This is a genomic window from Rhizobium aouanii (genome assembly GCF_037002925.1).
Lineage (GTDB): Bacteria > Pseudomonadota > Alphaproteobacteria > Rhizobiales > Rhizobiaceae > Rhizobium > Rhizobium aouanii.
This window is the reverse complement of sequence record NZ_JBAMYD010000001.1, coordinates 573,200-595,354: the sequence shown is the minus strand read 5'-3', so window position 1 is coordinate 595,354 and position 22,155 is coordinate 573,200. Positions and strand designations below refer to the sequence as shown.

General features: G+C 59.6%; 27 protein-coding genes, 1 tRNA gene and 1 pseudogene. 10 read left to right on the top strand and 19 right to left on the bottom strand.

All coding sequences use genetic code 11. The features are described 5' to 3' along the window. Window positions 1-10 precede the first annotated feature (10 nt). Window positions 11-1,270 carry an AGE family epimerase/isomerase gene (locus V8P77_RS02915; RefSeq protein ID WP_335910599.1) on the top strand — a complete coding sequence of 420 codons (1,260 nt, stop codon included), beginning with the start codon at window positions 11-13 and terminating at the stop codon, window positions 1,268-1,270. An 8-nt stretch (window positions 1,271-1,278) separates the two neighbouring features. Here the strand turns inward: V8P77_RS02915 and V8P77_RS02910 are convergent, their stop codons facing one another. From V8P77_RS02910 to V8P77_RS02875, 8 genes are all read right to left on the bottom strand, one after another. Continuing rightward, a complete protein-coding gene (locus V8P77_RS02910) occupies window positions 1,279-1,902 on the bottom strand; it encodes a DUF2799 domain-containing protein (protein ID WP_335910598.1) in 624 nt (207 codons plus the stop codon). Between the two features lie 134 nt (window positions 1,903-2,036). Further along, window positions 2,037-2,534: a heme-degrading domain-containing protein gene (locus V8P77_RS02905; RefSeq protein WP_335910596.1), complete on the bottom strand. Its 498-nt coding sequence runs from the start codon at window positions 2,532-2,534 to the stop codon at window positions 2,037-2,039. A 168-nt stretch (window positions 2,535-2,702) separates the two neighbouring features. Then, complete coding sequence (locus tag V8P77_RS02900; RefSeq protein ID WP_335910595.1) at window positions 2,703-3,314, bottom strand: flavin reductase family protein; 612 nt, start codon at window positions 3,312-3,314, stop codon at window positions 2,703-2,705. Window positions 3,315-3,318: 4 nt separating this feature from the next. Next, window positions 3,319-4,062 (bottom strand): aspartate/glutamate racemase family protein, encoded by a 744-nt coding sequence (locus tag V8P77_RS02895; RefSeq protein WP_335910594.1) that lies wholly within the window; start codon window positions 4,060-4,062, stop codon window positions 3,319-3,321. Window position 4,063: 1 nt separating this feature from the next. Then, window positions 4,064-4,885, bottom strand: a complete 822-nt coding sequence (locus V8P77_RS02890) for an ABC transporter permease (protein ID WP_335910593.1) — start codon at window positions 4,883-4,885, stop codon at window positions 4,064-4,066. A gap of 1 nt (window position 4,886) precedes the next feature. Continuing rightward, on the bottom strand, window positions 4,887-5,801 hold the full coding sequence (locus tag V8P77_RS02885; protein WP_027664196.1) for an ABC transporter permease: 915 nt from the start codon (window positions 5,799-5,801) through the stop codon (window positions 4,887-4,889). Between the two features lie 166 nt (window positions 5,802-5,967). Continuing rightward, on the bottom strand, window positions 5,968-7,266 hold the full coding sequence (locus tag V8P77_RS02880; RefSeq protein ID WP_335910592.1) for an ABC transporter substrate-binding protein: 1,299 nt from the start codon (window positions 7,264-7,266) through the stop codon (window positions 5,968-5,970). 54 nt (window positions 7,267-7,320) lie between these two features. Continuing rightward, complete coding sequence (locus tag V8P77_RS02875; protein ID WP_335910591.1) at window positions 7,321-8,409, bottom strand: ABC transporter ATP-binding protein; 1,089 nt, start codon at window positions 8,407-8,409, stop codon at window positions 7,321-7,323. Between the two features lie 267 nt (window positions 8,410-8,676). On the opposite strand from V8P77_RS02875, the gene V8P77_RS02870 reads away from it, so the two are divergent. Then, window positions 8,677-9,387: a GntR family transcriptional regulator gene (locus V8P77_RS02870; protein ID WP_335910590.1), complete on the top strand. Its 711-nt coding sequence runs from the start codon at window positions 8,677-8,679 to the stop codon at window positions 9,385-9,387. Window positions 9,388-9,452: 65 nt separating this feature from the next. Here V8P77_RS02870 and V8P77_RS02865 read toward each other — a convergent pair whose 3' ends face one another. Both V8P77_RS02865 and V8P77_RS02860 read right to left on the bottom strand, forming a co-directional pair. Next, window positions 9,453-9,866 (bottom strand): DUF4174 domain-containing protein, encoded by a 414-nt coding sequence (locus V8P77_RS02865; RefSeq protein ID WP_335910589.1) that lies wholly within the window; start codon window positions 9,864-9,866, stop codon window positions 9,453-9,455. 122 nt (window positions 9,867-9,988) lie between these two features. Continuing rightward, window positions 9,989-10,372 (bottom strand): BRA0787 family protein, encoded by a 384-nt coding sequence (locus tag V8P77_RS02860; RefSeq protein WP_222247039.1) that lies wholly within the window; start codon window positions 10,370-10,372, stop codon window positions 9,989-9,991. A 358-nt stretch (window positions 10,373-10,730) separates the two neighbouring features. Between V8P77_RS02860 and V8P77_RS02855 the strand changes: the two genes are divergently transcribed. Together V8P77_RS02855 and V8P77_RS02850 are read left to right on the top strand one after the other, a co-directional pair. Continuing rightward, window positions 10,731-10,937: a hypothetical protein gene (locus tag V8P77_RS02855; RefSeq protein ID WP_335910588.1), complete on the top strand. Its 207-nt coding sequence runs from the start codon at window positions 10,731-10,733 to the stop codon at window positions 10,935-10,937. 22 nt (window positions 10,938-10,959) lie between these two features. Beyond that, window positions 10,960-11,199 (top strand): DUF2934 domain-containing protein, encoded by a 240-nt coding sequence (locus tag V8P77_RS02850; RefSeq protein ID WP_025395376.1) that lies wholly within the window; start codon window positions 10,960-10,962, stop codon window positions 11,197-11,199. A 440-nt stretch (window positions 11,200-11,639) separates the two neighbouring features. Here V8P77_RS02850 and V8P77_RS02845 read toward each other — a convergent pair whose 3' ends face one another. Continuing rightward, entirely contained in the window at window positions 11,640-11,834 is a 195-nt protein-coding gene (locus tag V8P77_RS02845; RefSeq protein WP_335910587.1) for a hypothetical protein, read from the bottom strand. Between the two features lie 123 nt (window positions 11,835-11,957). On the opposite strand from V8P77_RS02845, the gene V8P77_RS02840 reads away from it, so the two are divergent. The 3 genes from V8P77_RS02840 (at window position 11,958) to V8P77_RS02830 (ending at window position 13,692) form a co-directional block, all read left to right on the top strand. After that, window positions 11,958-12,683, top strand: a complete 726-nt coding sequence (locus V8P77_RS02840) for a LuxR family transcriptional regulator (RefSeq protein ID WP_335910586.1) — start codon at window positions 11,958-11,960, stop codon at window positions 12,681-12,683. 143 nt (window positions 12,684-12,826) lie between these two features. Then, window positions 12,827-13,492, top strand: coding sequence for an acyl-homoserine-lactone synthase (locus V8P77_RS02835; RefSeq protein WP_335910585.1), 666 nt, complete (start codon window positions 12,827-12,829; stop codon window positions 13,490-13,492). Then, on the top strand, window positions 13,489-13,692 hold the full coding sequence (locus tag V8P77_RS02830) for a hypothetical protein (RefSeq protein WP_017961378.1): 204 nt from the start codon (window positions 13,489-13,491) through the stop codon (window positions 13,690-13,692). Before V8P77_RS02835 ends, V8P77_RS02830 begins: the two co-directional genes overlap by 4 nt. Window positions 13,693-13,814: 122 nt before the next feature. Here the strand turns inward: V8P77_RS02830 and V8P77_RS02825 are convergent, their stop codons facing one another. After that, entirely contained in the window at window positions 13,815-14,183 is a 369-nt protein-coding gene (locus V8P77_RS02825; protein ID WP_335910584.1) for a response regulator, read from the bottom strand. Window positions 14,184-14,382: 199 nt separating this feature from the next. On the opposite strand from V8P77_RS02825, the gene V8P77_RS02820 reads away from it, so the two are divergent. Then, window positions 14,383-14,458 (top strand) — tRNA-Ile (locus V8P77_RS02820). 151 nt (window positions 14,459-14,609) lie between these two features. On the opposite strand, the gene mauJ is transcribed toward V8P77_RS02820, so the two are convergent. From mauJ to V8P77_RS02795, 5 genes and pseudogenes are all read right to left on the bottom strand, one after another. Beyond that, complete coding sequence (mauJ, locus tag V8P77_RS02815) at window positions 14,610-15,962, bottom strand: methylamine utilization protein MauJ (protein ID WP_335910583.1); 1,353 nt, start codon at window positions 15,960-15,962, stop codon at window positions 14,610-14,612. 953 nt (window positions 15,963-16,915) lie between these two features. Then, on the bottom strand, window positions 16,916-17,050 hold the full coding sequence (locus V8P77_RS02810; protein WP_335910582.1) for a hypothetical protein: 135 nt from the start codon (window positions 17,048-17,050) through the stop codon (window positions 16,916-16,918). 885 nt (window positions 17,051-17,935) lie between these two features. Beyond that, a pseudogene (locus V8P77_RS02805) lies at window positions 17,936-18,184 on the bottom strand (OB-fold nucleic acid binding domain-containing protein); the annotation flags it as partial. A 146-nt stretch (window positions 18,185-18,330) separates the two neighbouring features. Beyond that, the gene (locus V8P77_RS02800) at window positions 18,331-18,957 is read right to left on the bottom strand and encodes an outer membrane protein (RefSeq protein WP_335910581.1); all 627 of its coding nucleotides are present in this window, start codon (window positions 18,955-18,957) and stop codon (window positions 18,331-18,333) included. A 140-nt stretch (window positions 18,958-19,097) separates the two neighbouring features. Further along, window positions 19,098-19,289, bottom strand: coding sequence for a hypothetical protein (locus V8P77_RS02795; protein ID WP_335910580.1), 192 nt, complete (start codon window positions 19,287-19,289; stop codon window positions 19,098-19,100). A gap of 253 nt (window positions 19,290-19,542) precedes the next feature. Here V8P77_RS02795 and V8P77_RS02790 point away from each other — a divergent pair, with 253 nt between their 5' ends. After that, complete coding sequence (locus V8P77_RS02790) at window positions 19,543-19,689, top strand: hypothetical protein (protein WP_003541569.1); 147 nt, start codon at window positions 19,543-19,545, stop codon at window positions 19,687-19,689. A 101-nt stretch (window positions 19,690-19,790) separates the two neighbouring features. Here V8P77_RS02790 and V8P77_RS02785 read toward each other — a convergent pair whose 3' ends face one another. After that, window positions 19,791-20,210 carry a GNAT family N-acetyltransferase gene (locus tag V8P77_RS02785; RefSeq protein WP_335910579.1) on the bottom strand — a complete coding sequence of 140 codons (420 nt, stop codon included), beginning with the start codon at window positions 20,208-20,210 and terminating at the stop codon, window positions 19,791-19,793. A gap of 223 nt (window positions 20,211-20,433) precedes the next feature. Here V8P77_RS02785 and V8P77_RS02780 point away from each other — a divergent pair, with 223 nt between their 5' ends. Then, the gene (locus V8P77_RS02780) at window positions 20,434-21,174 is read left to right on the top strand and encodes an SIMPL domain-containing protein (protein ID WP_131639557.1); all 741 of its coding nucleotides are present in this window, start codon (window positions 20,434-20,436) and stop codon (window positions 21,172-21,174) included. Window positions 21,175-21,675: 501 nt separating this feature from the next. On the opposite strand, the gene V8P77_RS02775 is transcribed toward V8P77_RS02780, so the two are convergent. Beyond that, complete coding sequence (locus V8P77_RS02775) at window positions 21,676-22,023, bottom strand: hypothetical protein (RefSeq protein ID WP_335910578.1); 348 nt, start codon at window positions 22,021-22,023, stop codon at window positions 21,676-21,678. Window positions 22,024-22,155 lie beyond the last annotated feature (132 nt).

Sequence of the window (22,155 nt, the reverse complement as noted above, 5' to 3'; positions counted from 1 at the left end):
GAGGAGCATCATGGCACCCGCAACCGGCAACGCCGTGCTTGGAAACTGGACGACCCGCGCCTATCACCGCGGCTGGCTGCTGAGCCAAGCGAATGGTCTCTTCGATTTCTTCCAGCACAATTCGGTCAATCCCAAGGGCGGCTTCTACGATCTCGACGAAACCGGCAGGCCTCTCGACGCCGAGGGCCAGGTCCGCGGCATCCATATCGCCGCGCGCGCCGTGCATTGTTTCTCGATCGGCACCCTGCTCGGCCGCCCCGGTGCGGCCGACGTCGTCGACCACGGCATGGATTACATCTGGAATCACCACCGCGACCGGAAAAACGGCGGCTATTTCTGGTCGCTCAACAATGACGGTCCCGTTGATTCCAACAAGCAGGGCTATGGCCATGCTTTCGTGCTGCTCGCTGCCTCATCGGCAAAGACGATCGGTCATCCGCTTGCCGACGGCATGCTCGCCGATATCACCGAGATCCTGAACACGAAGTTCTGGGAAGCGAAACACGGCGCGATTGCCGAGGAGTTCACGGCCGACTGGCAACCGCTCGATGGCGGCGCCTATCGCGGCCAGAACTCCAATATGCATCTGACCGAAGCGCTGATGGCGGCCTTTGAAGCCACCGGCGACAGGCAGTACCTCACCGAGGCCGAAAGCATCGCCGATCTCGTCATCCGCCGCGCGGCCGGTTCGGTCGACTGGCGCGTCGCCGAGCATTTCGACGCCGAATGGAACCTCGACAAGACTTACTATCATCCGAACGAAATGTTCCGCCCGGCCGGCACGACGCCCGGCCACTGGCTGGAATGGGCTCGCCTCATCCTGCAGCTCTGGGCACTCGGCGGCAAACGCATCGAATGGATGCCGGATGCGGCCAAGGCCCTCTTTGCCCAATCGATGGCGCTCGGCTGGGACAACGACAAGGGCGGCTTCTTCTACACGCTCGACTGGGACGACAAGCCCGCCAAGCGCAACAAGCTCTGGTGGCCGGCTTGCGAAGGTGCGGCCGCCGCACATTTTCTCAATGAGCACCTGCCGAGCGATTTCCATGAAGAGAGCTATCGCAAGATCTGGAACGTGATCGAGCGCGCCTTCATCGACCATAAGAACGGCGGCTGGCACGAGGAACTGACGGAAAATCTCGTCCCCTCGCACTCGCTGTTCCCCGGCAAGGGCGATATCTATCACGCCCTGCAGGCCTGCCTCATCCCGCTCTTCCCGGCCACGGGCAGCCTGACAAAGGGCATCACTGAGGCCGGCGGCAGGATCTGAGCCGGAGATCAGTAACCCGGCGCCGGCAGTTCGGCGTTCGGGTTTCGCTGGAACCACTCGACATCCTCGTTGACGCGCTCCAGTTCGTCCTGCACGTCGCGCTGGTCGCGGCGGATGTCGTGCAGGTCGTCCTCCAGATCCTCGATCCGCCGGCGCATCTCCGACCTTTCATCATCTTTTGCATCCCTGAGCTTGTCGGAAAGCTCATCGATGCTTGTCTCTTTGAAGCTATAGTCGTTCTGCATCGAGCTGAGACGCGCCTGCAGGTCATGCTGCTTGCTGCCGAGGCCGAAGCCGCGCAGGAAACCGGGCGCGGTCTCGAGCGGGCAGACATTGGCGTAGCCGCTACCTGCCTGGCCGCGCGCAAGCCCGCTAAGCGGCGTGCAATAGCGCACGAGACCGGCCTGATACCCCTGAAACCAGATCGTCTGATCGGGCACGATCTTGACCCGCTCGCAGGATTTCGCATGCGCGGCGAAGCGCTGTTGCGGCTCGTGGCCCGCCGCGCCGTCGCTCTCGCCGATCACCCGCCAGTCGGCAGCAACGCATTCCTCCTTGGACAGCGTGTTGCAGGAGGCAAGCAAAAGGCCGGAGCCGATGGCAGCGGCAAGCGCAAGGAACAAGCGGATCATGGCGTCCCGGGGGCTAAATGAGGAGTGCGATGCCGCAGCTTAGCCGCAGGATAAGCCCGCGTCACCGGAGCAGCGACGCGAATTTGCAGTTTTCATGGCTTTTTTCTGTCAAAATTACGGCGAAAGAAGCCGCATCAAAGCGGCGGGGCGAGCCGCAGCGTATCCAGATCCTTGGCGAGCATCAGCGCCAGCGCCTCGACCGCGAGATTATGGTCGTCACGCTGCGGCAGTCCCGAGACGGTGACGGCGCCGATGCAGCCGCTGCCCTTGACGTTGATCGGGAAACTGCCGCCATGCGGCGCATAGTCGGCGCCGGAAAGCCCGTTATCCTCGACCGTCTTGCCATCCTTCTGCAGCTTCAGACCGGAGGCATAGCTGCTGCGGAAATAACGCAGCACCATGTTGCGCTTGCGGCGGACCCAGTTGACGTTATCGGGCGTCACACCCGGGAGTGCCGCATAGAAAACGGGCATCGAATGCAGGGTCACGTCAATCGCGATGCCGAGGCCGCGCTCGGTGGCGAGTTCCTGCAGGAGCTTGCCGAGCTGCCATGCCGTCGTCAGGTCGAAGGCGTCGAAGCTCAGCACTTTCTCCTGCTCCGCGATCCGGCTGAGATCGTTCTCGATTGTCATGGGTAAGCGCTCCTCTGCCGCGATAATCCGTGCAGACCATTCTCGCGGGAGCCGAAAAAGTAAAGCAAAAACTTGAGCCTACCCCTGGAGCAATTCCAGCGTCCGGAATTGCGCGAAGACAAAGAGGTGGAGCATTTTCGTGACTCGAAGAAACGGAAATGCCCTATGTCAAAGCTTTGGCGTCAGCATCTCGAAACGGTCGCGGATGGTGGCGCAGGTATCGCCGCCGAGCCTCGCAATGGCATCGACCGCGGCCGGATCGACATGCAGCCGTTCAAGATCGACGACCCCGTCGCGATAATGTGCAAAGACGATCTCGCCCATGACGATCTGCCGTGAGCGGCCGAGCTCCAGCGTCACATGCCGCTTGCATTCGAAGGCGGCCGGCGACTCGGCGATGAAGGGCGAGGCCACCTTCTCGCCCGGCATCGCCGTCAGGCCCGCTTGCTTCAGCTCGTCGACGCCGCGCGGATATTTGGCCCCGCAGACATGCATCGCCTCGGCAATCGCGAAGGAGACGATATTGACCGTGAACACCTCGGTCATGCGGATATTGTGGCTGGTGTCCTTGAACGACATGTCGACATTGTTCTCGACCCCGATCGCAAGGATCGGCGGATCGGCCGAAAGGCAGTTGAAGAAGCTGAAGGGCGCCGCATTGACCCGGCCGTTCTCGTCGACCGTCGTCACCAGCGCGATCGGCCGCGGAATGATCGTGCCGATCATCAGCTTGTAGCGTTCGCGCTCGGTGAGCTGTTTGAAATCGAAGGAAATGGCCATCGGTTCAGCCGACCTTCAGGACCGGCGAGAAACCGCTCATCGCCCCGGTAAAAGATTTCGGCAGTGGCGAGGCGTAGGAGCCGCGCTTGCTGGTGGAAAGTCCGAGCGATACCAGCGCTTCGGCCTGCTTGACGGCGGCGGCGACACCATCGACGACCGGCACGCCGTAGATCTCCTGCAGCTCGCGCGCCAGATCGGTCATGCCGGCGCAGCCGAGCACGATCGCCTCGGCGCCGTCTTCCGAAAGCGCCCCCTCGATCTCGTCTCTGAGCTTGCCGATCGCGCCCGAGGCCGCATCTTCCAGCTCCAGCACCGGGATGTCGGAGGCGCGCACCTTGGCGCGGTCGCCCATGCCGTAGCGGCGCACCAGATTGTCGATCAGCACCCGCGAGCGCTCCAGCGTCGTCACCACGGTGAAGCGTTGCGCCAGGAAGCCCGCCGTCACCACGGCGGATTCGCAAAGCCCGAGGATCGGCACATCGGCAAAGGTTCGCGCCGCTTCGAGCCCGGTATCGTCGAAACAGGCGATAACAGCCGCGTCGTAGCCCACCCCCTGTCGTTCCTTGAGTTCGGCGAGCAGGCCGGGGATCGCTAAGGCCCCGTCGTAATGCCCCTCGATGGAAACCGGCCCCATGCGCGAGGTGGCCGCGATGATCTCCGTGCCGGAGGCCGCCACCACCCGCGCGGCGGTGGCGGCCTTCTCTGTCATGGAGGCCGTGGTGTTCGGATTGACGATGAGGATGCGCATGTCAGTCTATCTTTGCCTGCCGCCGGCTGAGCATCGTCATGATGCCGAGCGCGAGGAGAATGATGGTGAAGGAAAACAGCGTCGTCACCGTGCCGAGTGCATAGAGCACCGGCGTCGTGACGTTGGTCGTCATGCCGTAGATTTCGAGCGGCAGCGTGTTGTAGGTGCCTGATGTCATCAGCGTGCGGGCGAATTCATCATAGGAGAGCGTGAAGCCGAACAGGCCGACGCCGATCAGGCTTGGGGCGATCATCGGCAGCACGACATGGCGGAACGTCTGCCAGGAGCTGGCGCCGAGGTCGCGCGCCGCCTCTTCATAGGCCGGCGAAAAGCGGTTGAACACGGCAAACATGATCAGCACGCCGAAGGGCAGCGTCCAGGTCAGATGGGCGCCGAAGGCCGACGAATACCAAGCGGGTTTCAGCCCTCCCTCCTGGAAAACGACGCCGATGCCGAGCGAGATGATGATCGACGGCACCACGAGGCTTGCGACCGTGGCGTAGAACAGCGCGGTCGAGCCTGCGAAACGGCGTCGGAAGGCAAGGCCGGCGAGCAGCGAGACCACGACGGTCACCACCATCACCATCAGCCCGAGGGTGAAGGAGCGGCGGAACGAGGCGCCGAAATCGCCTACCGCCTGCTGTTCGAACAGGTTGAAGAACCAGTGCGTCGACATCCCGTTCATCGGGAAGGTCAGGCCGCCGTCCGGTCCCTGGAAGGAGAGGATCAGGATTGCCGAAAGCGGCCCGTAGAGGAACAGCACGAAGATAATGAAGAAGAGCGCCAGCAGGTAGAATTCCAGGCCGCGTTTTTCGTGGCTCATCTCAAAGCTCCTTGCGGATATCGACGACGCGCAGGATGGCCGCGACCATCAACAGCACGACGGCGAGCAGCACCACGGCATTGGCGGCAGCCGCCGGATATTGCAGCAGCGACATCTGGTTCTTCATCATCAGCGCCACCGAAGCGCTCTGACCGCCGGACATCACCTGCACCGTCGAAAAGTCAGCCATGACGAGCGTGACGACGAAGATCGTGCCGATCGCCATGCCGGGTTTGGCGAGCGGGATGACGACGTTCCACAACACCTGCCAGCCGGAGGCGCCGGCATCGCGCGCCGCCTCGAACAGCGACCGGTCGATGCGCATCAGCGTATTGAAGATCGGCGTCACCATGAACAGCGTATAGAGATGCACCATGGCAAGCACGACGGCGAAATCGGAATAGAGCAGCCATTCGATCGGCTGCGGGATGATGCCCATCTTGATCAGCGTCGAATTGACGAGGCCGTTGCGCCCGAGCACCGGGATCCACGAAATCATGCGGATGATGTTCGACGTCATGAACGGCACGGTGCAGACGAGGAAGAGGATCATCTGCGTCGAGGTCTTGCGGATGTGGAAGGCCAGGAAATAGGCGACCCAGAAACCGATGACGAGCGTCAGCGCCCAGACGATCGCAGTGAATTTCAGCGTGTTGAGATAGATCTTCCACGTCACCCACGAACCGAGCGTGTCGGTGTAGTTCATCGTCAGGAAATCGGGATAGAGACCGGCAAAGTCGTAGTCCCAGAAGCTGACGACCGCGATCATCGCGATCGGCAGCAGGAAGAACAAGCCGAGAATGACAAACAGCGGCGTCGCCTGGAGATAGGAGATCGCCGATGGGGAAAGCTTCAGTCCGCGCCCGCCGCGCGCACCCTGGCCATCCTCCTCCGTTTCCGCTGCGATGGTCGCCATCCCTTACCCTTTCGGAAGCTCGTCATTCGTCTGGTCGTTAAGAAGAGGGCTCGAGAAGACCCCTCCCCAACCCTCCCCACAAGGGGGAGGGAGTATCTTTGCCGCACCGCCTCCGGGCTCCCTCCTCCTTGTGGGGAGGGTTGGGGAGGGGAAAAACGACGGTCGCTTAGGCCGCGATGAACTCGTTCCAGCGGCGGACCATGTAGCGGTCTTCGTCCATGACGGAGTTCCAGCAGGCGACAGCACCCATGCGGGCTTCGAACGAGCCGCCGTCGCGCACTGCACCTGCCTTCTCCATGACCTTGCCCTCGGGCGACATGATGTCGCCGGTTGCAGCCTTGCCCTCGATCCAGTAGCCCCATTCGTCGGCCGACATGAACTCCTTGGCGGTGTCCATGCAGGCGGAATAATAGCCCTGGCGGTTGAGGTAGCCGCCGACCCAGCCCGACGTGTACCAGTTGATGTATTCATAGGCGGCGTCGAGCTGCGCCCCCTTGAGATGAGAGGCAAGGCCGAGGCCGCCGCCCCATGCGCGATAGCCTTCCTTGAGCGGCTGATACTTGCAGGCGATGCCCTTGGAGCGGACGGCGGCGACGGCCGGCGACCACATCGACTGGATGACGACTTCGCCCGACGCCATCAGGTTTACCGATTCGTCGAAGCTCTTCCAGAAGGCGCGGAACTGGCCCTCGCCCTTGGCCTTGATCAGGAATTCGATCGTCTTGTCGATCTCTTCCTTGGTCATATTGCCCTTGTCGGCATATTTGATGTTGCCCATGGCTTCCATGATCATCGCCGCATCCATGATGCCGATCGACGGAATATTGAGGATCGAGGTCTTGCCCTTGAACTTCGGATCCATGATGTCGGCCCAGCTGGTGATGTCGCGGCCGACGAGATCGGGGCGGATACCGAGCGTGTCGGCATTGTAGATGGTCGGAACCATCGTCATCCACTGCGTCGCTTCCTTGGCGAATTTCTTGGAATCCTGCGCTTCGACGAAGCCGACCGTGTGCGGCGCCGTGCCCTGGGCGATGACGCTGTCTGCCTTCAGTTTGCCGTTGATGAACAGCGGCACGATCTTGTCGTAATATTTCAGCTTCTTGACGTCCATCGGCTGCATCACGCCGGTCGGGAACACCTTTTTGGCGATCCAGTATTCGATGTCGGCAATGTCGTAGCTGTCAGGCTGGGTGACGGCGCGCTGGGCGGCGGCGTCGGAATCGGTTGCCGTCATCTCCAGCGTGATGCCGAGATCGGCCTTGCACTTCTCGGCGATGGCATTGATGTTCGAAACGCCGGTGCCGAACTGGCGAAGCGTGATGTTCGTCTGCGCCCAGATGGTTGGAAAGCCGGTGATGGCGCCGGAGCCGGCGATGGCGCCGACGGCGGCAGCACCCGTCTTCAGCAGCGCGCGGCGGGAAAGGCCTTTCTCCGCCTTGGTCGATGTCGATTCAGTCGTCATGTCAGTTCCCCTTTTCTTGGATGCGGAAGGTTCAGTGTTCTTGATGGTGATGGCTCATGTGGAAGAGCGGCCGAGAAGCACGGCATCCTCGAGCGCCCAGCTGAGCGAGACTGTGTCGCCAACGGCGACCGGCCGGGCGAAATAGTCGCCGTCGTCGGCAATGACGGTGAAGTCGTCGCTGCCGGCGCCGAGGACGGTGATTTTCACGGAAGAGCCGCGATATTCGATGTTGGAGACGATGCCGTCGAAGCCGAGCGTCCATTCGGTCGCCACCTGCAGGCGCACGCGGTCGGTGCGGATGCCGATATCGACGGGCTCGCCGACCTCCCTGCCCGTCCCGCGCACGGAAAAGCTCTGACCTTCCGGCACGGTCATGACGAGCACACCGTTCTCGCTCGACGTCACCCGGCCGGAGAGCACGTTGTGGTCGCCCATGAACCGCGCGACGAAGGCCGTCGCCGGCCGCTCGAAGACCTCGCGCGGGGCTGCCGCCTGCTCGATCCGGCCGTCATTCATGATGACGATGACGTCGGCAAGCGCCATTGCCTCTTCCTGGCTGTGGGTGACGTGCACGAAGGTGATACCGAGCGACTTCTGGAGTTTCTTGAGTTCGGCGCGCATGCGGATCTTCAGGAACGGATCGAGCGCCGACAGCGGCTCGTCGAGCAGCAGCGCTTCCGGATCGGTGATCAGCGCGCGCGCCAGCGCCACGCGCTGCTGCTGGCCGCCGGAAAGCTGGGCCGGACGCCTGGCGGCATAGGCCTCCATCTGCATCAGCTTCAGCATCTCGAGCGCCTTGGCCCGCCGCTCCTGCTTGTCGACACCCTTCATCTTCAGGCTGAAGGCGACATTGTCGATCAAGTCGAGATGAGGGAAGAGCGCGTAGGACTGGAACATCATCGCCGTGCCGCGCCTGGCCGGCGGAAAATCGGTGACGACGGCATTGCCGAGCCTGATGTCGCCCGACGAGATGCTCTCATGGCCGGCGATCATGCGCAGCGTTGAAGTCTTGCCGCAGCCCGATGGGCCGAGGAAGCAGCAATAGGAGCCGGCCGGAATTTTCAGGCTGATCGCATGGACCGCCGTCGTCGCGCCATAGACCTTCGAAACGGATACTATATCGATCTCTGCCGCTTTCGACATCATGCCTTCCCCTGTTTGGAAAAGACGATGCATCTGCCGTGCCAGACTCCGTTGCTCACAGGAAGTCATTGTGAAATAACGGTTTTATCAAAACCGCTATTGAGAGAGCAAATTAGGGGCGCAACACCATTTGCACATGATTTAGGCTATCGTGCGCAATTTGTGCAAAACATCGTATACAATTTTGCGGCCATTTCGGGCACAAATTCTGTTTAACTTTTGCCGGGAAGCCGGGTATGGTTTGCCGACCATCAGGAAATAAATTTCATGAAATCCGCCGCCAAGGCTCAGCAGGCCGAAGACTCCGCCGAAACAGGCGCGCAACAGATCCGCGATGCCATTCGCGAAGCGATTGTCGAGCGCAGGCTCTCTCCCGGCACAAAGCTTTCGGAAAGCGATGTCGGCAATCTCTTCAACGTCAGCCGCACGCTTGCGCGCGCCGCTCTCCAGGCGCTCTCCTATGAAGGCCTTGTCAGCGTCGAGAAGAACCGCGGCGCCTTCGTCGCCTATCCCTCGCCCGAAGAGGCTCGCCAGATCTTTTCCGCCCGCCGCCTGGTCGAACCAGGCATATTGCGCGAGGCCGCAGCGCGGATCACGCCTGATGATATTACACATCTGAGACAGCTTCTGCTGGAAGAAGGCCGCCTGATGAGCGAGCGTGGCCAGACGGCGCGCCGCGCTGAAATCAAGGCATCCGGCGATTTTCATCTGACGCTGGCGGCAATATCAGGCAATTCGATCATGCAGCGCTTCATGGAGGAGCTCGTCGCCCGCTCATCCCTGGTGATTGCGCTCTACGGCCAGTCGACCGCCTCGAGCTGCGGTCATTCCGAACATGGTGACATCATCTCGGCGATCGAAGCCGACGAACTCGACCGCGCCTGCCAGCTGATGCTGCACCACATCACCCATATCGAGGCTGATCTCGACCTGCGCGAGCGCAAGAGCCTGGGCCTCAAGGAAGCCTTCGAACTCTGAACATGCAAAAAGACGCGCGACGCGGATGATCCACCGCGCCCCGCTTTAAACGAACTCTTGAAACCCTACCAGGGCGTCTTCTTCGGCAACATCTCGAAGGCTGCGAAGATATCCTCGGCGCTCATCGGCTCACTCGAGCGCAGCTTAACGGTTCCGTCGCGGCCGATCAGGATCAGCCCGAACTCGCCGGACGGCGGTCCCTGCAGCCGATCGCGAATATCGTCGGCATCGAGGTCCCAGTCATCGTCGAACAGCGCAAATGCGCCGCCGCCGGCAATGCTGAACACCTCGACGTCTTCTTCGATGAGGCGCATATGCGCCTTGCGCAGCCATTCGTCCTGGATGAGCGCGCGATCGTCTTGCGCATCGGCAAAGATGATCAGCACCCGTTTCCTGTCGCGAAACTGTTCGAGCGATTGCGGAAGCTCAGGCTCACGCCGGGGCGTGCCGATGATTTCATGAACGATGGATTTCAGCATGGTGCTCATTCCCAGGCCATTACTTGATGTGGCCGTGCCTGCCGGATTAAACGGCTGGGAATAAGCGAGGTTCCGCCAAAAAGCGGAAAAGGATCGCAGCCATGGCCGCGATCCTCACTTTGTCAGTCGCGGCCCTGGTCTTCGGACGCGTGGGCCGAAACGGCGACGAGATCCGCAGCCCCAGTGACGTGAAGGCGCTTGCGCACCAGGACGCGCATGACGCGCGCCGCCGTCGAGAAGGTCATCTGGTCGAGCGGGCCTTCGCCCTCCCATGGCTTGGTCAGCCGTTCGGTGACGGCGCCGACGATGTTCATCGGCACGATGTCGGTGCATTCGCGCATGGCTTCGAAAACGAAGCTGATGGGCATGACCCGTCCTTCGTAGGTCACGATCGGTTCGGTCAATTCACTGTCCCATTCCTCGAAGGCATAGAGTGCTTCGCGAAATAGCTGCTGGAGGTCGAACGGCGCATGGCCGTCATGAAGTGGCGGCAGTGCATTCATCATGTCTGTCTCCTCTTGATGGGTTGAGGCCAAATCCTCCGGTATCGGTCGCGCCAAACGCGGGGAACGGAACGTTTTGCTGCCCCTGCGAACCGAATAACACTATTGATTCTATAGAGTAACGCGCCGGGGTAAAGCCCATTTATATGCGCGCATGGAAGCCAATTCCATAACGCCCTGATATTCTTGCATGTTTTAGTGGAAATTTTCTCGGGACCCGCCATTCGCCAAATATTTTGCCGCCCGCCTGAGATCGGTCCGGAATGGCACAAAGGGCAGAAATCGCTGCGGAATCACGGAACTTTTGGCGCTGTAATCTGTTTTGTTCTCACATTCGCCAAACCGACTGGGGTTACCACCAATGACGCAAATCCGTGAACCGGAGCGCCGAAGCAGAATCCTGCGCGGCCGTCCCTATAGCCTTGATGAATTCGCCTCCAAATACGGCCTGCGAAACGAGCAGGCCGAAAGTCTGTTCACCCGTTTCGGGCCCTCCTCGATCGAGCTCGACCTGCTGATGGCCGCCAAACGCCGGCCACCGATTCTGCAGGACAGAATTGCCGAATAACACTTTCGAACGGAACGGATAGATGAGCGACAGACGCCACGAATGGATTAGCAAAAGAGCTTACGCGATCTGGGAGGAACAGGGCCGCCCCGATGGCCGCGACGACGAACATTGGCGCCAAGCGGTTGCCGAACGCGATGCGCTTGAACGCACGCAGGCCTCCGTCGATGGCCGCGAGGTGCTGGTGAAGTTTCGTCCGAAACCGCAGCGGCCCGAAATGCCGCGTCAGGACTGGGTCAATCCTTCGACGAAGGCAGGCTGACCCTTCCCTCGTGCCGGCTCAGCCCAGGCTGAGCCGGAAGCGGGCCTGAAAATCTCCCTGCCACCACTCGGGAAATTGGTTCCCCACTTATCGTTGTACAGTTTGAAACGGATGCCGCATCAGTGATGACATCCGAACGCTCTGCAGCCAGCGCTGCACAGGTGAGCGGAGTGTAACCGTTTCCACAGACACCATTGCTCCGGCCGCAAATGCTCCGTCAAGCCATTTTGGCACAAACTGCTGAAATTATGCGGTTTTCTTAACCATAGATCCAGAATCAAACGTCCGATCCTTTCGCCATCAAATCGAATCGCGACAAGAATGAAGACGTGTTCACCGGCAGCGTTGGAGAAAAGCGGTAGGGCACCCCCGCCGACCAGCCTGGCTGCCCGGCCTAAATTGCGGAGAAAAGCCTGAGCCGTTCTTCCGGAAGCCAATCGTCAGAAAGCTTTGCTTTCCTCGCAGATCGCCCGGTGGACCTCGGTCCAGAACAGCGCCAGCGGCGTGTCGCCGTTGCGTTCGGCAACGAGCGCGCGGATCAGCGCTTCAGAGCCTGCCATATCCTGCCAGCTGGATTTGAGCCCCTTGGCCGCCTGCTGGCATTCGGCAATCTCGAACGGTCTCTTGCTGTCCATATGAGGCCTCCTCATGACAGGCGCTAGCAGATGGGGGCCAAACTGTCATTCCCCGCATATGTGGGGATGCCTTGTATTTGTGACGGTCCTCACGGTAGGATTGAGGGAATTGGGGCAGTGGAAATGATCGAGAATACCTACAGCGAAAAGTTCGAGTCCGCTTTCGAACAGATCAAGGCTGCGGCCAATGTGGATGCAGCCATCCGCATTCTCCAGGCGGAATATGGTCTCGATTTCGTCACCTACCATCTCGCCCAGACGATCGCGAGCAAGATCGATTCGCCCTTCGTGCGCACCACCTACCCGGATGCCTGGGTCTCCCGCTACCTCCTGAACAGCTATGTGAAGGTCGATCCGATCGTCAAACAGGGTTTTGAACGTCAGCTGCCCTTCGACTGGAGCGAGGTCGAGCCGACGCCGGAGGCCTATGCCATGCTGGTCGATGCCCAGAAGCACGGTATCGGCGGCAACGGCTACTCCATTCCCGTTGCCGACAAGGCGCAGCGCCGCGCGCTCTTGTCGCTGAATGCCCGCATACCGGCGGAAGAATGGGCCGAACTCGTCCGCCGCAGCCGCAACGAATGGATCGAGATCGCCCATCTCATCCACCGCAAGGCCGTCTACGAGCTGCATGGCGAAAACGATCCGGTGCCGGCATTGTCGCCGCGCGAGATCGAGTGTCTACACTGGACGGCGCTGGGCAAGGATTACAAAGATATTTCGGTCATCCTCGGCATTTCAGAGCACACCACGCGCGACTATCTAAAGACTGCCCGCTTCAAGCTCGGCTGCGCCACGATCTCGGCCGCCGCCTCGCGGGCCGTGCAATTGCGCATCATCAATCCCTAGCGCATGTCGTTGTCGCAAAACCGCTGCACACTTTTGCGCGACATGCGCCCCCCTCATCTGAGGGGGCCCATCTGAGGGAATTTCCGAACCGGCCCGCATGAACCATTGTGCTCTCCACGAACTTGAAAACGCTGGAGGGCAAAATGTTCGTTATCATTCAGGCACATGAGTATCAGAAATACGCTGCCGTACTCGACCAGATGTTTCGCCTGCGCAAGAAGGTCTTCGCCGATACGCTCGGCTGGGACGTTCCCGTCATCGGCCCTTACGAACGCGACAGCTACGATTCGCTCGCCCCTGCCTATCTCGTCTGGTGCAACGACAGCCGCACCCGCCTTTATGGCGGCATGCGCCTGATGCCGACGACAGGCCCGACCCTTCTCTACGACGTCTTCCGCGAGACGTTTCCTGACGCCGCCAATCTTATCGCCCCCGGCATCTGGGAAGGCACGCGCATGTGCATCGACGAAGAGGCGATCGCCAAGGATTTCCCCCATGTCGATGCCGGTCGCGCCTTCTCCATGATGCTGCTTGCGCTTTGCGAATGCGCGCTCGATCACGGCATCCATACGATGATTTCCAACTATGAGCCCTACCTCAAGCGCGTCTACAAGCGCGCCGGCGCCGAAGTGGAAGAACTCGGCCGTGCAGACGGCTACGGCAAATACCCCGTCTGCTGCGGCGCCTTCGAAGTATCGGACCGGGTGCTGCGCAAGATGCGCGCCGCCCTCGGCCTCACCCTACCCCTTTATGTCAGGCACGTGCCGGCCCGCTCGGTCGTGACCCAATTCCTGGAGATGGCAGCATGAATCGCCTCGCTGAAACCACCACGCAGACCGCAATACAGAAGGATATCGGCGCTCTCGAGCGCCATGTTCTCGCATCCCGCGACATCGCCACGCAGATAGGGGATCCCTTCCTCTCCTATCTCCTTTCGATGGCGCTGTTCACGATCTACGAGAAGAAGGCCCATCACGAGAACGAGGCGCTGAAGAGCAGCTTCAGCTGAGGGTGTGGTTCCCCTCCGCCCCGCCTGAAGACGAGCATGTCTCCCGGCGCCTCGCGCGCAGCCGCAAAAACAGTCCCCGTTTTGCGGCTGCGCGCCCCTGTCCAGTCATCAGGGTATTGCCGTTACGTCATCAGGGAATTGATCGTCGAAATCAGCGTGTCGTGCATGTAGGGCTTCGGCAGGAAGGCGGTATTGGCGGGCAGCGCCATCGGATCGAGCCGCACCATGCCCGAGGTGATGATGATGCCGATGTTCGGCCGCATCGCCCGCACCCGATTGGCAAGCTGGAGACCGTCCATCGAACCGGCCATGTTGACGTCGGTGAACAGGATATCGACATCCTGCCTGCCCTTCAGCACCACCAGAGCCTCGTCGGCATTCGCCGCCTCCAGCGTCACATGACCGACCTCCTCCAGCACATCGAGGATATTGAACCGGATCAGCGGCTCATCCTCCACGATGAGCACCACGGCACTGTTCGAAGCCACCATCTGCGATCGCCCTCTTCATGCGGAATGTGACTTGGATAAGTGTGGCCCACGCGGGAAGGTTCCAGTGGCTGCCCACGAAATATGCATCGTCCACAGATGCTTGCGCTCACCGCTTGTGGCTCCCCCGGATTTGCGTTAGAGCGGAAACCGTGCTGCGGGAACCATTGCCCCGGCACCCAAGCGCCGGACACGGCGCCAAGGGCCTGTAGCTCAATGGTTAGAGCCGGCGGCTCATAACCGCTTGGTTGGGGGTTCGAGTCCCTCCGGGCCCACCAACATTTCAAGATGCTGTATCTCGCCGGTCGCTGTAGCCGGACGCGAAACCGGAATTTTGACACTAGATTCCGGAATTTTCGAGATCTTTTGAAGCATGCTTGAGGGCGGGGTTTGATGGCGCGTCATTCGATGATGGTGGGAGCTGCGGACCTAGTCTCCACCAAAGTTCCCCGATTTCGAACGTACCTCGGCTAGATTTTCGTAATTTCTAATGATTGAATCATAAGCTCTTTTGGTTGCCTCGAGATCGACATTCAACGGAATGAAGGCATCGCATTTACCAAGCAGTCTCCGCTGATCCCAATCCCACACTTCAAGGACACCGTTGAGTATATAGTCGCGAACAAATCGCATGACGCTTGCGTAGCTTCTGGCCGCCCCCTCCGATCCGTCGTCGGCCGTCCTCAGCCCATCCTTCACATTTATCTGTAGTCGTTCCTCTGCGAAATTCAGCCACAGCACCATCTCTGTAAGGTTGTCATCAGAGGTGCACATGACAGTCGCACAGCCATCCGCAATCGCTATTACCTCAGAACGAAGGTTGGTTAGCGCCGCGAACCCTTCACTGCGTGCCAACGACACTGTAAGCCTAGGAAGCAGCGGCCAAAGATTTCGCTCCGGCGAGGCGCCTGCCTTTATGGTCGCCACGGCACCTTCGCCGAATATTTCGTAGAAGCCCTTGAGTTCGTAAAGGTGCTCTTCCCAAATCGTTTGGCTGCTCTTCACACCGAAGTGGTGCTCGATGGCGTATTCCGCCAACACCTGAGCAACAGGCAAATCTTGTCGCATCCGCCGCATATCAGCCGGATCCTCAGGGTTTGCAGTAGTGCCAAAGGCGTGGGCCACAGCGCAGCGGTTGGACCCGTAAAGGTACTTGCCTGGTGTCTCGTTCGAATTCTGGAGGGAGGAGATGCGATTTCGCGCTCTCCGACTGTCTTTGATCTTAGGAATCGTATCGTCAATCCAAGCAATTTGATCTGGACCTTTATCCCTAAAGATGTTGAGAATTTTGAAGAAGCTCAAGCACGCGTAGGCAGGATTATTCAGACCAAGCCCCTCCCGATAGAGGGCAAGTGCCAGACGGGCCTTAGCGTCTGCAGGATCAGGCACGTAAGGGTGAAGAAAATCAGGGGTGGCAACATATGGCCCATTGAACCCGCCCATGGATCGCGGCAAATTTCCTCCACTCCACTGTTCGATCTCGATAGACTGCCCATGTGCCCAGGCCAGTGAACTGAGAAAATGGCTTATCAGCAGCTGCCCCGAATCCCGGTCTTCGTCAGGCTGTAAAGAGACAGCGGCGGCGGGATACATTATCCCGGCTGATCCTCCAGCATCGGCCCAAGGTATGAGGAAGATTGTGCGCTTCCGGAACAACACTTCTGTCGTTACAATCGGCCAAGCCATTTGAGAGCGAACACAAGCCACTACCCAATCGCCTCTCATAGCAAGTCGGCCGACATATAGATCCTGCAACTTTGGGACGGCTACTTTTTCGACCATGGCTATGCTTTATCAACTCCTTGGCGTCCTTCGAAGGGTACTTGAAGCAGCCTCAAAGGGGCTTGAATCGGCGGAAGGCAAGTCTATGGCTTCAGCACCCCAAGCGACTTCGCTATAGCCTTGGAAGGGTGCATTCAAACTGCGACGGTTTTTCCGCTGACGCACGCTCGATGCTCACCTTGCTATAGGAAAAGCCCTCCGACGTCGCCAAGCCAATCGAGCCGAAGTACCGTTCAAGAGCGCCTTGATCGAGACCGTAGCCGTAGGCGTCCGCATATCCAATGACACCGGCCGTGCCCGAAAAGTCCCTTCACATAGTCCCGGGACAGAAGCCGAATTTCCCTGTCGCAGGTTGTTCTCCCTATAAACTTAAGTTCTCTACTGGTTGGAAGGACTTGCGACAGGACTTCTGCCTTGTTTTCCAAAGCCCTGGTCGTTGCCGCTTGCTATTCTTTTGCCGTGGAACCCAAGCGTTTCAATGCGACCTGACCCGGTGCGCGCCGGATATGGCATCCGCGCCTCAAGGCGCCTTCTGCCAATACAAGCTGCTGGCGAGATGGCGGATGTTCGCCGACCGGGCTTAACCTTCGCTCTGGATTCATGACCGCACCGAGCCTCCAACTACTCCAGATCTGCAGTCAATCGGGTGAATGGGACCCCTTCGACAGGTTGCGGCTCCCTATATCGCCGTTGCCCAAAGGACATCTGTAGGTGTGGCCGAGGCAACCTTGATCGTGGCAGCGAGCGCTGGCGAAGGGCTTTCAGCAAATAACAAAACCTTGATCGACAACGTCAGTTATCGGGACGCCTCATCGGCCCTACTTGCCAGCATCTACAAGAGGAAGGCCAAGTTCGGCCGATCAACAAGTTGCTGTCTTGGGCCTATGCCAAACGCCTGCAACGAGGCCGTGCCCGCAACACCTCCCACTTCCGTCCACCATCCAGCGCTCCCGTCACCCGGCAACACTGCCGGTGTTGTTCTGCAACCAATCCTCAATTCGCCGACAGAGCGAACCGAGAAAGACATCGAAAAACAATGGCTCCGATGCGCCGTCCGGGATAAACGACGAATGCTCGTTCTCGTCCATTACCCACGTGCCAACGATTTCTCCATTGCGGACACCGGTGCCTCGTGGAGGTACTGCCTTTGCCCCTCTCTCGGCGAGGGGGTCTTCTGTCTCGACATGGGTGGTCCCACATTCGAGCCGGAGGCTGACGACTTTATATCTTTTATCGCGAACACCGTTTTATAAATTTAGGCCCAAACCTTCTCACGGTAGTGCCAGCCGCAATAAATCGGTAGCGGTGGGACGGGCGGCTTCGGGCTGGAATCTGCCCATCCTGTAAACCTCGTTTGTCGTCCCACACCCTCATGGTGTACCAAATTCCAATGGCAGATTCGACATTACCGCAGGTACCCGTCGTACACATCAATTACCAGCTTAGAGCCAACACAATCGGATGGGCGTCATGCGATGTGGCCATTGGGTCTTCCTCTGTCACGATTACGGCCTCCTACTTGGGGCATGCTCTCGAAGAGCTTGTCGATGCAGCATGTCGTGTCATGTCCGGGGAAACTCAATCGGAGGCGCATTTCTGGGAAGAGCCTGGGGAGTATCGGTAGGTTGTCGACAAGGTTGGGGACGGAATCAGAGTTCGCATATTTGAGTTCGATGAACTCTGGTCCAGTAAACCGACTGAGGCAGCAAAGGTCGTAATCGACGAAATCTGTGAGATTGGCGCTTTTGGAGCTGCTGTTCTTCGGGCTGCCGACCGGGTCCTCGATGCACATGGTCTCGTGGGCTATGCGAAGCTGTGGGGCGAAGGAGAATTTCCCTCGAAGTCTGTTACGCGGCTGCGAGAACTCGTGCGACCCGCATCTTAACTTAGCGGAGACGCGATACGGCGATAACTGCTTTGGGCGAAACCCGTCTTCCAACGCGTTCAAACTATGCCGAGCTTTCGATCCTGGACTACCGGAAATCTCGGGCCTTAGGGAACTTACTCGGCATAGTATCGGGCTCGGGATAAATCCCGTTATGCCGAATTCGGCATAAGGGAATGAAGATATCCCTTACATTGGGTAGCGGCGCTCGATCCCGAGAATCCGGGCTGCCGGGCGAACCGTGAGCAAACTCGTCGCCCCCGCCAGTCGGATGTCTGAAATAAATATTCCGGTCGGCAAGCCCGGCAAGGACATTATTGAGATCGAACGGTTGTTCTGGAGCTTAGACCTTTGACCGAGCGTTTTTCAACCGACTCTTGCAGTCAGGCTTAATTGAAGGACTTTCCTGGCATTGTCATGAAACGCACAAAGCCCCGCTTTTTTCCGGCGGGGCTTTCCTCCTGCTGATCCGACAGACAGTTCTTAGAACTTCACGCCGATTCCGAACTTGAGTTCGTGCTGGTCGAGGTCGACATCAACGCCGAGAATGTCTTTCTCGCCGAAGTCATTAAACCGATACTCGCCGCGGCCGAAGATGTTGTTGGTGATGGCAAAGTCGACGCCAGCGCCGACGGTGTAACCGTTGAAGGTCTCCGTTTCCTTGTCGAGTCCCGGCAGGTCCACATATCCGCGCGTGGCGGTCCAACCAGCTGCGCCGTAAAGCAGCGCTCTGTCGAAGGCGTAGCCGACACGACCACGAACAGCGCCGGCCCAATCGGTCCCAACGTCCGCTCCCAGCGCTTCCTCTTCGTTCCAGTTGTGTTCGAGGTTGCCCTCGATACCGACAACGAAGTTGTTGTCGAACTGGAAATTGTAACCCACAAATCCACCGAAGACGCCGCCGTTGAAATCCTGAGAATCGCTGGCCCCGCCGACGCTGAAGTCACCGTTTAGCCAACTGGCGCCGCCATCGATACCGAGATAAGGACCTGACCAGGTGAAAGCCGGCGCAGCCGCAACAGGAGCGGGCGGGATGTCCTGTACGGCATCCGCCGCAAACGCGGTCGTTGCGACAAGTGCTAGAAAAGCGGTGGCGATCGTTAGCTTCATTTTCGTTTACCCCATGTCTTACAACACGCCAGAGGATACAGCCCAACTCAACAAATAGCTGTAACGCTAAAGGCACACTCGCAGAACTATACGATTAGAGAACATATGCGCCAAAGTGGTCGTGACAAGTATCGCGCCATCTAATAACTGCAAGACCGCCCGTCGCTAGGTCTAAACCCACCCCCACACGCGGGATTAAGCGGCTGACGCTCATAATAACCGCCGCCGATCGACGACGTCTGGTCGACGCTCCCGGACGATGTGCAGCCCGAAATGATCGTGGCAAGGCTGATCAGCGTTCCGGTCGCGAAAAATGCGAAAAATCGGTTCATCTGAGCTTCTCCTTCGGAGGGCATGGTTTTACCCCAAGCGGCAATCTACCACGCCACGGCGACCACAGACGAGGATTTATCGTGACTGACCGCCCTCGGCGGCCCGTTCTAACGCCAATGTGATCACCTTTTAGGCCAGCTCCTCTCCAGCCATGCACCGTCACATAACTGTCATGCAAAATTGCCCATTGTTATGGCAGCCTGGGCAAAATATATGCTGCCGGCTAACAAAAAAAAGAATGAGTAAACTGCCATGAGTGCCATACAGAAACTTTTCAACCGCAATCTCCTCACCCGTTTTGTCGCCGGTCTCGGTGCTGTTCCCCAACGTATTCGAAACGCACGCGAGGAGCGGAAGCCAGCCATCCATCCGTCCTTCATGGACGATTTCGGCGCCTAGCCGGACGATTGGCGCCGGCAACCTGACCCGCGTCCCGCGCGATAGCGACCTCACATATCCCTGCAATGACATCGGACGTGGAAACCGTCAGCGGCTCCTGATCAGGCCGCGGCGGACAACTCCTTCCGGAACCATATGCGGTCGACGGGCCGGCCTCCGGCATGCCCGCTTACCCTGCCGAACTCGACATATCCGAGCTTCGGGTAAAAGTCCGGCGCTTGGGTCGACAGCGTGTCGACACAGGCCATGACGGCGCCGCGGCGGCGCCCTTCCTCTTCCGCCGCCGCCATCAGCTTCCGGCCGATGCCGCTGAGCCGCAGCGATTTTTCGACCCACAGATTGCCGATGAAAAGAACCGAGAAGGAAACGGACGCCGTTATTCCGGCGATAAGCCTTTCGTTTTCCCGCCAGACGATGGCGAAGGCCTCGCGTCTGATCTCAGCGCTTTCGTTGAAGGCGTTCAGGCCATCGGAAATCGCGGTGGCGATCTCGGAGGGGACGGGATCGAGCGTTTCGAACATTGCTTCCTCATCGTTGATGGTCGCCAGATAATAGTAAGCCGTCGGTTCCGTTCCAGCCGTTTCGGCTTTTAAGGTCGGCCGACGTCCTCCGGTTTCAAGCTCCAACGCAGGCGCCCCTTAGATTTTTTTCTCGCTACGCATGCGCCTGTCTTTTCCGCCGTAATAGCTTCACAATCAACCGACAGAAAGCTGTTCCGGGAAACGACAACCAAGGAATGAAAACATGGCGCCGATCTATACCAGAACTGTCCTGATGACCGCCCTTCTGGCGCTGCCGCTCGCCGCCGCAGCGCCCGCCTTCGCGCAGGAGGCAAAGCCGCGAGAGCCGGTGATTTCGGTGACCGGCGATGGCGAATCGTCCGTCGCTCCCGATATGGCTGTCGTCAATCTCGCCGTCGTCAAGCAGGCGAAAACCGCCCGCGAAGCGCTCGACGAGAATAACAAGGCGATGAACGACGTACTTGCCGCGCTGAAGAGCGGCGGTATTGCCGAGCGCGACCTGCAGACCTCCGGCTTTTCCATCCAGCCGCAGTACAATTATCCGCAGCCGGTCGACGGCCAGCAGCAGCAGCCGCAACTAATCGGCTACCAGACCATCAATTCGGTCACCGTCAGGCTGCGCGATCTCGCCAAGCTCGGCGCGGTGATTGACCAGTCCGTCACCCTCGGCATCAACCAGGGCGGCGAAATCCAGTTCACCAACGACAAGCCGGACGCCGCGATCGAAGAGGCACGCAAGGCCGCGGTCGCCGATGCCGTCAAGAGGGCAAAGACGCTGAGCGAAGCCGCCGGCGTCAAGCTCGGCCGCATCCTCGAGATCAACGAGAATGTGCCGCGCGCAATGCCGCAGCCGGTCTATCGCGCCACGATGATGAAGGAGGCCTCCGACGCTGCCGTTCCCGTCCAGGGCGGCGAGAACAATTACAATGTCAGCGTCACCGTGACCTTCGCGATCGAGCAGTAAACATTGCAGCCCCGCGCGTCATTTCAGACGCGCGGGGCTCGGTTCAATGTCATCTTCTGCTCCTCGGCCCAAGAGAACGCCGATGCCGGCCCCTCATCCGGCTGCCGCCACCTTCTCCCCGTAAACGGGGCGAAGGAACCATGCCGCGCCCTCTCCGTTCCCCGCTCGCTCTCGCAGGGCACGTCCCCTCTCCCCGTCAGAACGGGGAGAGGGTTAGGGTGAGGGGCAGCCATTGGCGCCAACCGGACAGCCGTGGCACAGGACCCGCGATGATGCCGGAGGAAAGAGCGCAGTCAGACTGAGCGCAAAAAGAAAACCGCCCTTGCCGATCCGGGGAGACTGGCAAAGGCGGTTTTTACAGCGCCGCGCGTCTTTTCAGACGCGCAAAGGACGCTGTAACACTTTGAATTGCTGCATAATTTTAACCCTAAATCGATTCCGATTTAGGGAATTATGCAGTGCCGCCGCATCGGGGAGCGAGGCGGCGTTTTCTTCCATTGATTAGCGGCGGCGCAGGGCGGGGCAACCGCGCACATTGCCGAAGCTCATTTCATCTTGGCCGCGACGCGTCCAGCCCTGGACGATCACGCGGCGTGGCGTGATGTCGACAACCCGGGCGCGGCGGAAGCCGTAATCCCGGGCGAGGTTTTCGGCGAGCTGCGGATTGCAGCCGCGCGACGGCCGGCCGTAGCCCGGGCCCGGAGGCGGACGGCGGTAATCCTGCGGCGGACCACGGTCCGGCTCGCCAATAATGATATTCAACTGGGCGGCGGCCGGGGCCACCGTACCGGCCAGGGTGCCGGCTGTCAGCATGACGGCAAGACCCGCCTTTGCCAGAAACTGCATCATCGAAAAACCTTTCGTTTGAAAGTCGGGCCGGTCAAGCCGCCCTCCCATTAATCCGCATTACGCCGAAGCGTCGTTTTGGAATCACTTATACAGGTCAGAGAAGAGACGGCTGAAAGTGTCAGCGTCAAGGCC

Bases quoted from the DNA above. Each gene is read 5' to 3' on its own strand.
- V8P77_RS02810 (WP_335910582.1), bottom strand. From the start codon at position 17,050: ATGGACGAGAACGAGCATTCGTCGTTTATCCCGGACGGCGCATCGGAG.
- V8P77_RS02835 (WP_335910585.1), top strand. From the start codon at position 12,827: ATGTTCGTTATCATTCAGGCACATGAGTATCAGAAATACGCTGCCGTA.
- V8P77_RS02855 (WP_335910588.1), top strand. From the start codon at position 10,731: ATGACGCAAATCCGTGAACCGGAGCGCCGAAGCAGAATCCTGCGCGGC.
- V8P77_RS02890 (WP_335910593.1), bottom strand. From the start codon at position 4,885: ATGAGCCACGAAAAACGCGGCCTGGAATTCTACCTGCTGGCGCTCTTC.
- V8P77_RS02845 (WP_335910587.1), bottom strand. From the start codon at position 11,834: ATGGACAGCAAGAGACCGTTCGAGATTGCCGAATGCCAGCAGGCGGCC.
- V8P77_RS02915 (WP_335910599.1), top strand. From the start codon at position 11: ATGGCACCCGCAACCGGCAACGCCGTGCTTGGAAACTGGACGACCCGC.
- V8P77_RS02860 (WP_222247039.1), bottom strand. From the start codon at position 10,372: ATGATGAATGCACTGCCGCCACTTCATGACGGCCATGCGCCGTTCGAC.
- V8P77_RS02825 (WP_335910584.1), bottom strand. From the start codon at position 14,183: ATGGTGGCTTCGAACAGTGCCGTGGTGCTCATCGTGGAGGATGAGCCG.
- V8P77_RS02865 (WP_335910589.1), bottom strand. From the start codon at position 9,866: ATGCTGAAATCCATCGTTCATGAAATCATCGGCACGCCCCGGCGTGAG.
- V8P77_RS02880 (WP_335910592.1), bottom strand. From the start codon at position 7,266: ATGACGACTGAATCGACATCGACCAAGGCGGAGAAAGGCCTTTCCCGC.
- V8P77_RS02870 (WP_335910590.1), top strand. From the start codon at position 8,677: ATGAAATCCGCCGCCAAGGCTCAGCAGGCCGAAGACTCCGCCGAAACA.
- V8P77_RS02850 (WP_025395376.1), top strand. From the start codon at position 10,960: ATGAGCGACAGACGCCACGAATGGATTAGCAAAAGAGCTTACGCGATC.
- V8P77_RS02775 (WP_335910578.1), bottom strand. From the start codon at position 22,023: ATGATGCAGTTTCTGGCAAAGGCGGGTCTTGCCGTCATGCTGACAGCC.
- V8P77_RS02795 (WP_335910580.1), bottom strand. From the start codon at position 19,289: ATGAACCGATTTTTCGCATTTTTCGCGACCGGAACGCTGATCAGCCTT.
- V8P77_RS02875 (WP_335910591.1), bottom strand. From the start codon at position 8,409: ATGTCGAAAGCGGCAGAGATCGATATAGTATCCGTTTCGAAGGTCTAT.
- V8P77_RS02910 (WP_335910598.1), bottom strand. From the start codon at position 1,902: ATGATCCGCTTGTTCCTTGCGCTTGCCGCTGCCATCGGCTCCGGCCTT.
- V8P77_RS02830 (WP_017961378.1), top strand. From the start codon at position 13,489: ATGAATCGCCTCGCTGAAACCACCACGCAGACCGCAATACAGAAGGAT.
- V8P77_RS02885 (WP_027664196.1), bottom strand. From the start codon at position 5,801: ATGGCGACCATCGCAGCGGAAACGGAGGAGGATGGCCAGGGTGCGCGC.
- V8P77_RS02840 (WP_335910586.1), top strand. From the start codon at position 11,958: ATGATCGAGAATACCTACAGCGAAAAGTTCGAGTCCGCTTTCGAACAG.
- V8P77_RS02900 (WP_335910595.1), bottom strand. From the start codon at position 3,314: ATGGCCATTTCCTTCGATTTCAAACAGCTCACCGAGCGCGAACGCTAC.
- V8P77_RS02800 (WP_335910581.1), bottom strand. From the start codon at position 18,957: ATGAAGCTAACGATCGCCACCGCTTTTCTAGCACTTGTCGCAACGACC.
- mauJ (WP_335910583.1), bottom strand. From the start codon at position 15,962: ATGGTCGAAAAAGTAGCCGTCCCAAAGTTGCAGGATCTATATGTCGGC.
- V8P77_RS02780 (WP_131639557.1), top strand. From the start codon at position 20,434: ATGGCGCCGATCTATACCAGAACTGTCCTGATGACCGCCCTTCTGGCG.
- V8P77_RS02895 (WP_335910594.1), bottom strand. From the start codon at position 4,062: ATGCGCATCCTCATCGTCAATCCGAACACCACGGCCTCCATGACAGAG.
- V8P77_RS02905 (WP_335910596.1), bottom strand. From the start codon at position 2,534: ATGACAATCGAGAACGATCTCAGCCGGATCGCGGAGCAGGAGAAAGTG.
- V8P77_RS02790 (WP_003541569.1), top strand. From the start codon at position 19,543: ATGAGTGCCATACAGAAACTTTTCAACCGCAATCTCCTCACCCGTTTT.
- V8P77_RS02785 (WP_335910579.1), bottom strand. From the start codon at position 20,210: ATGTTCGAAACGCTCGATCCCGTCCCCTCCGAGATCGCCACCGCGATT.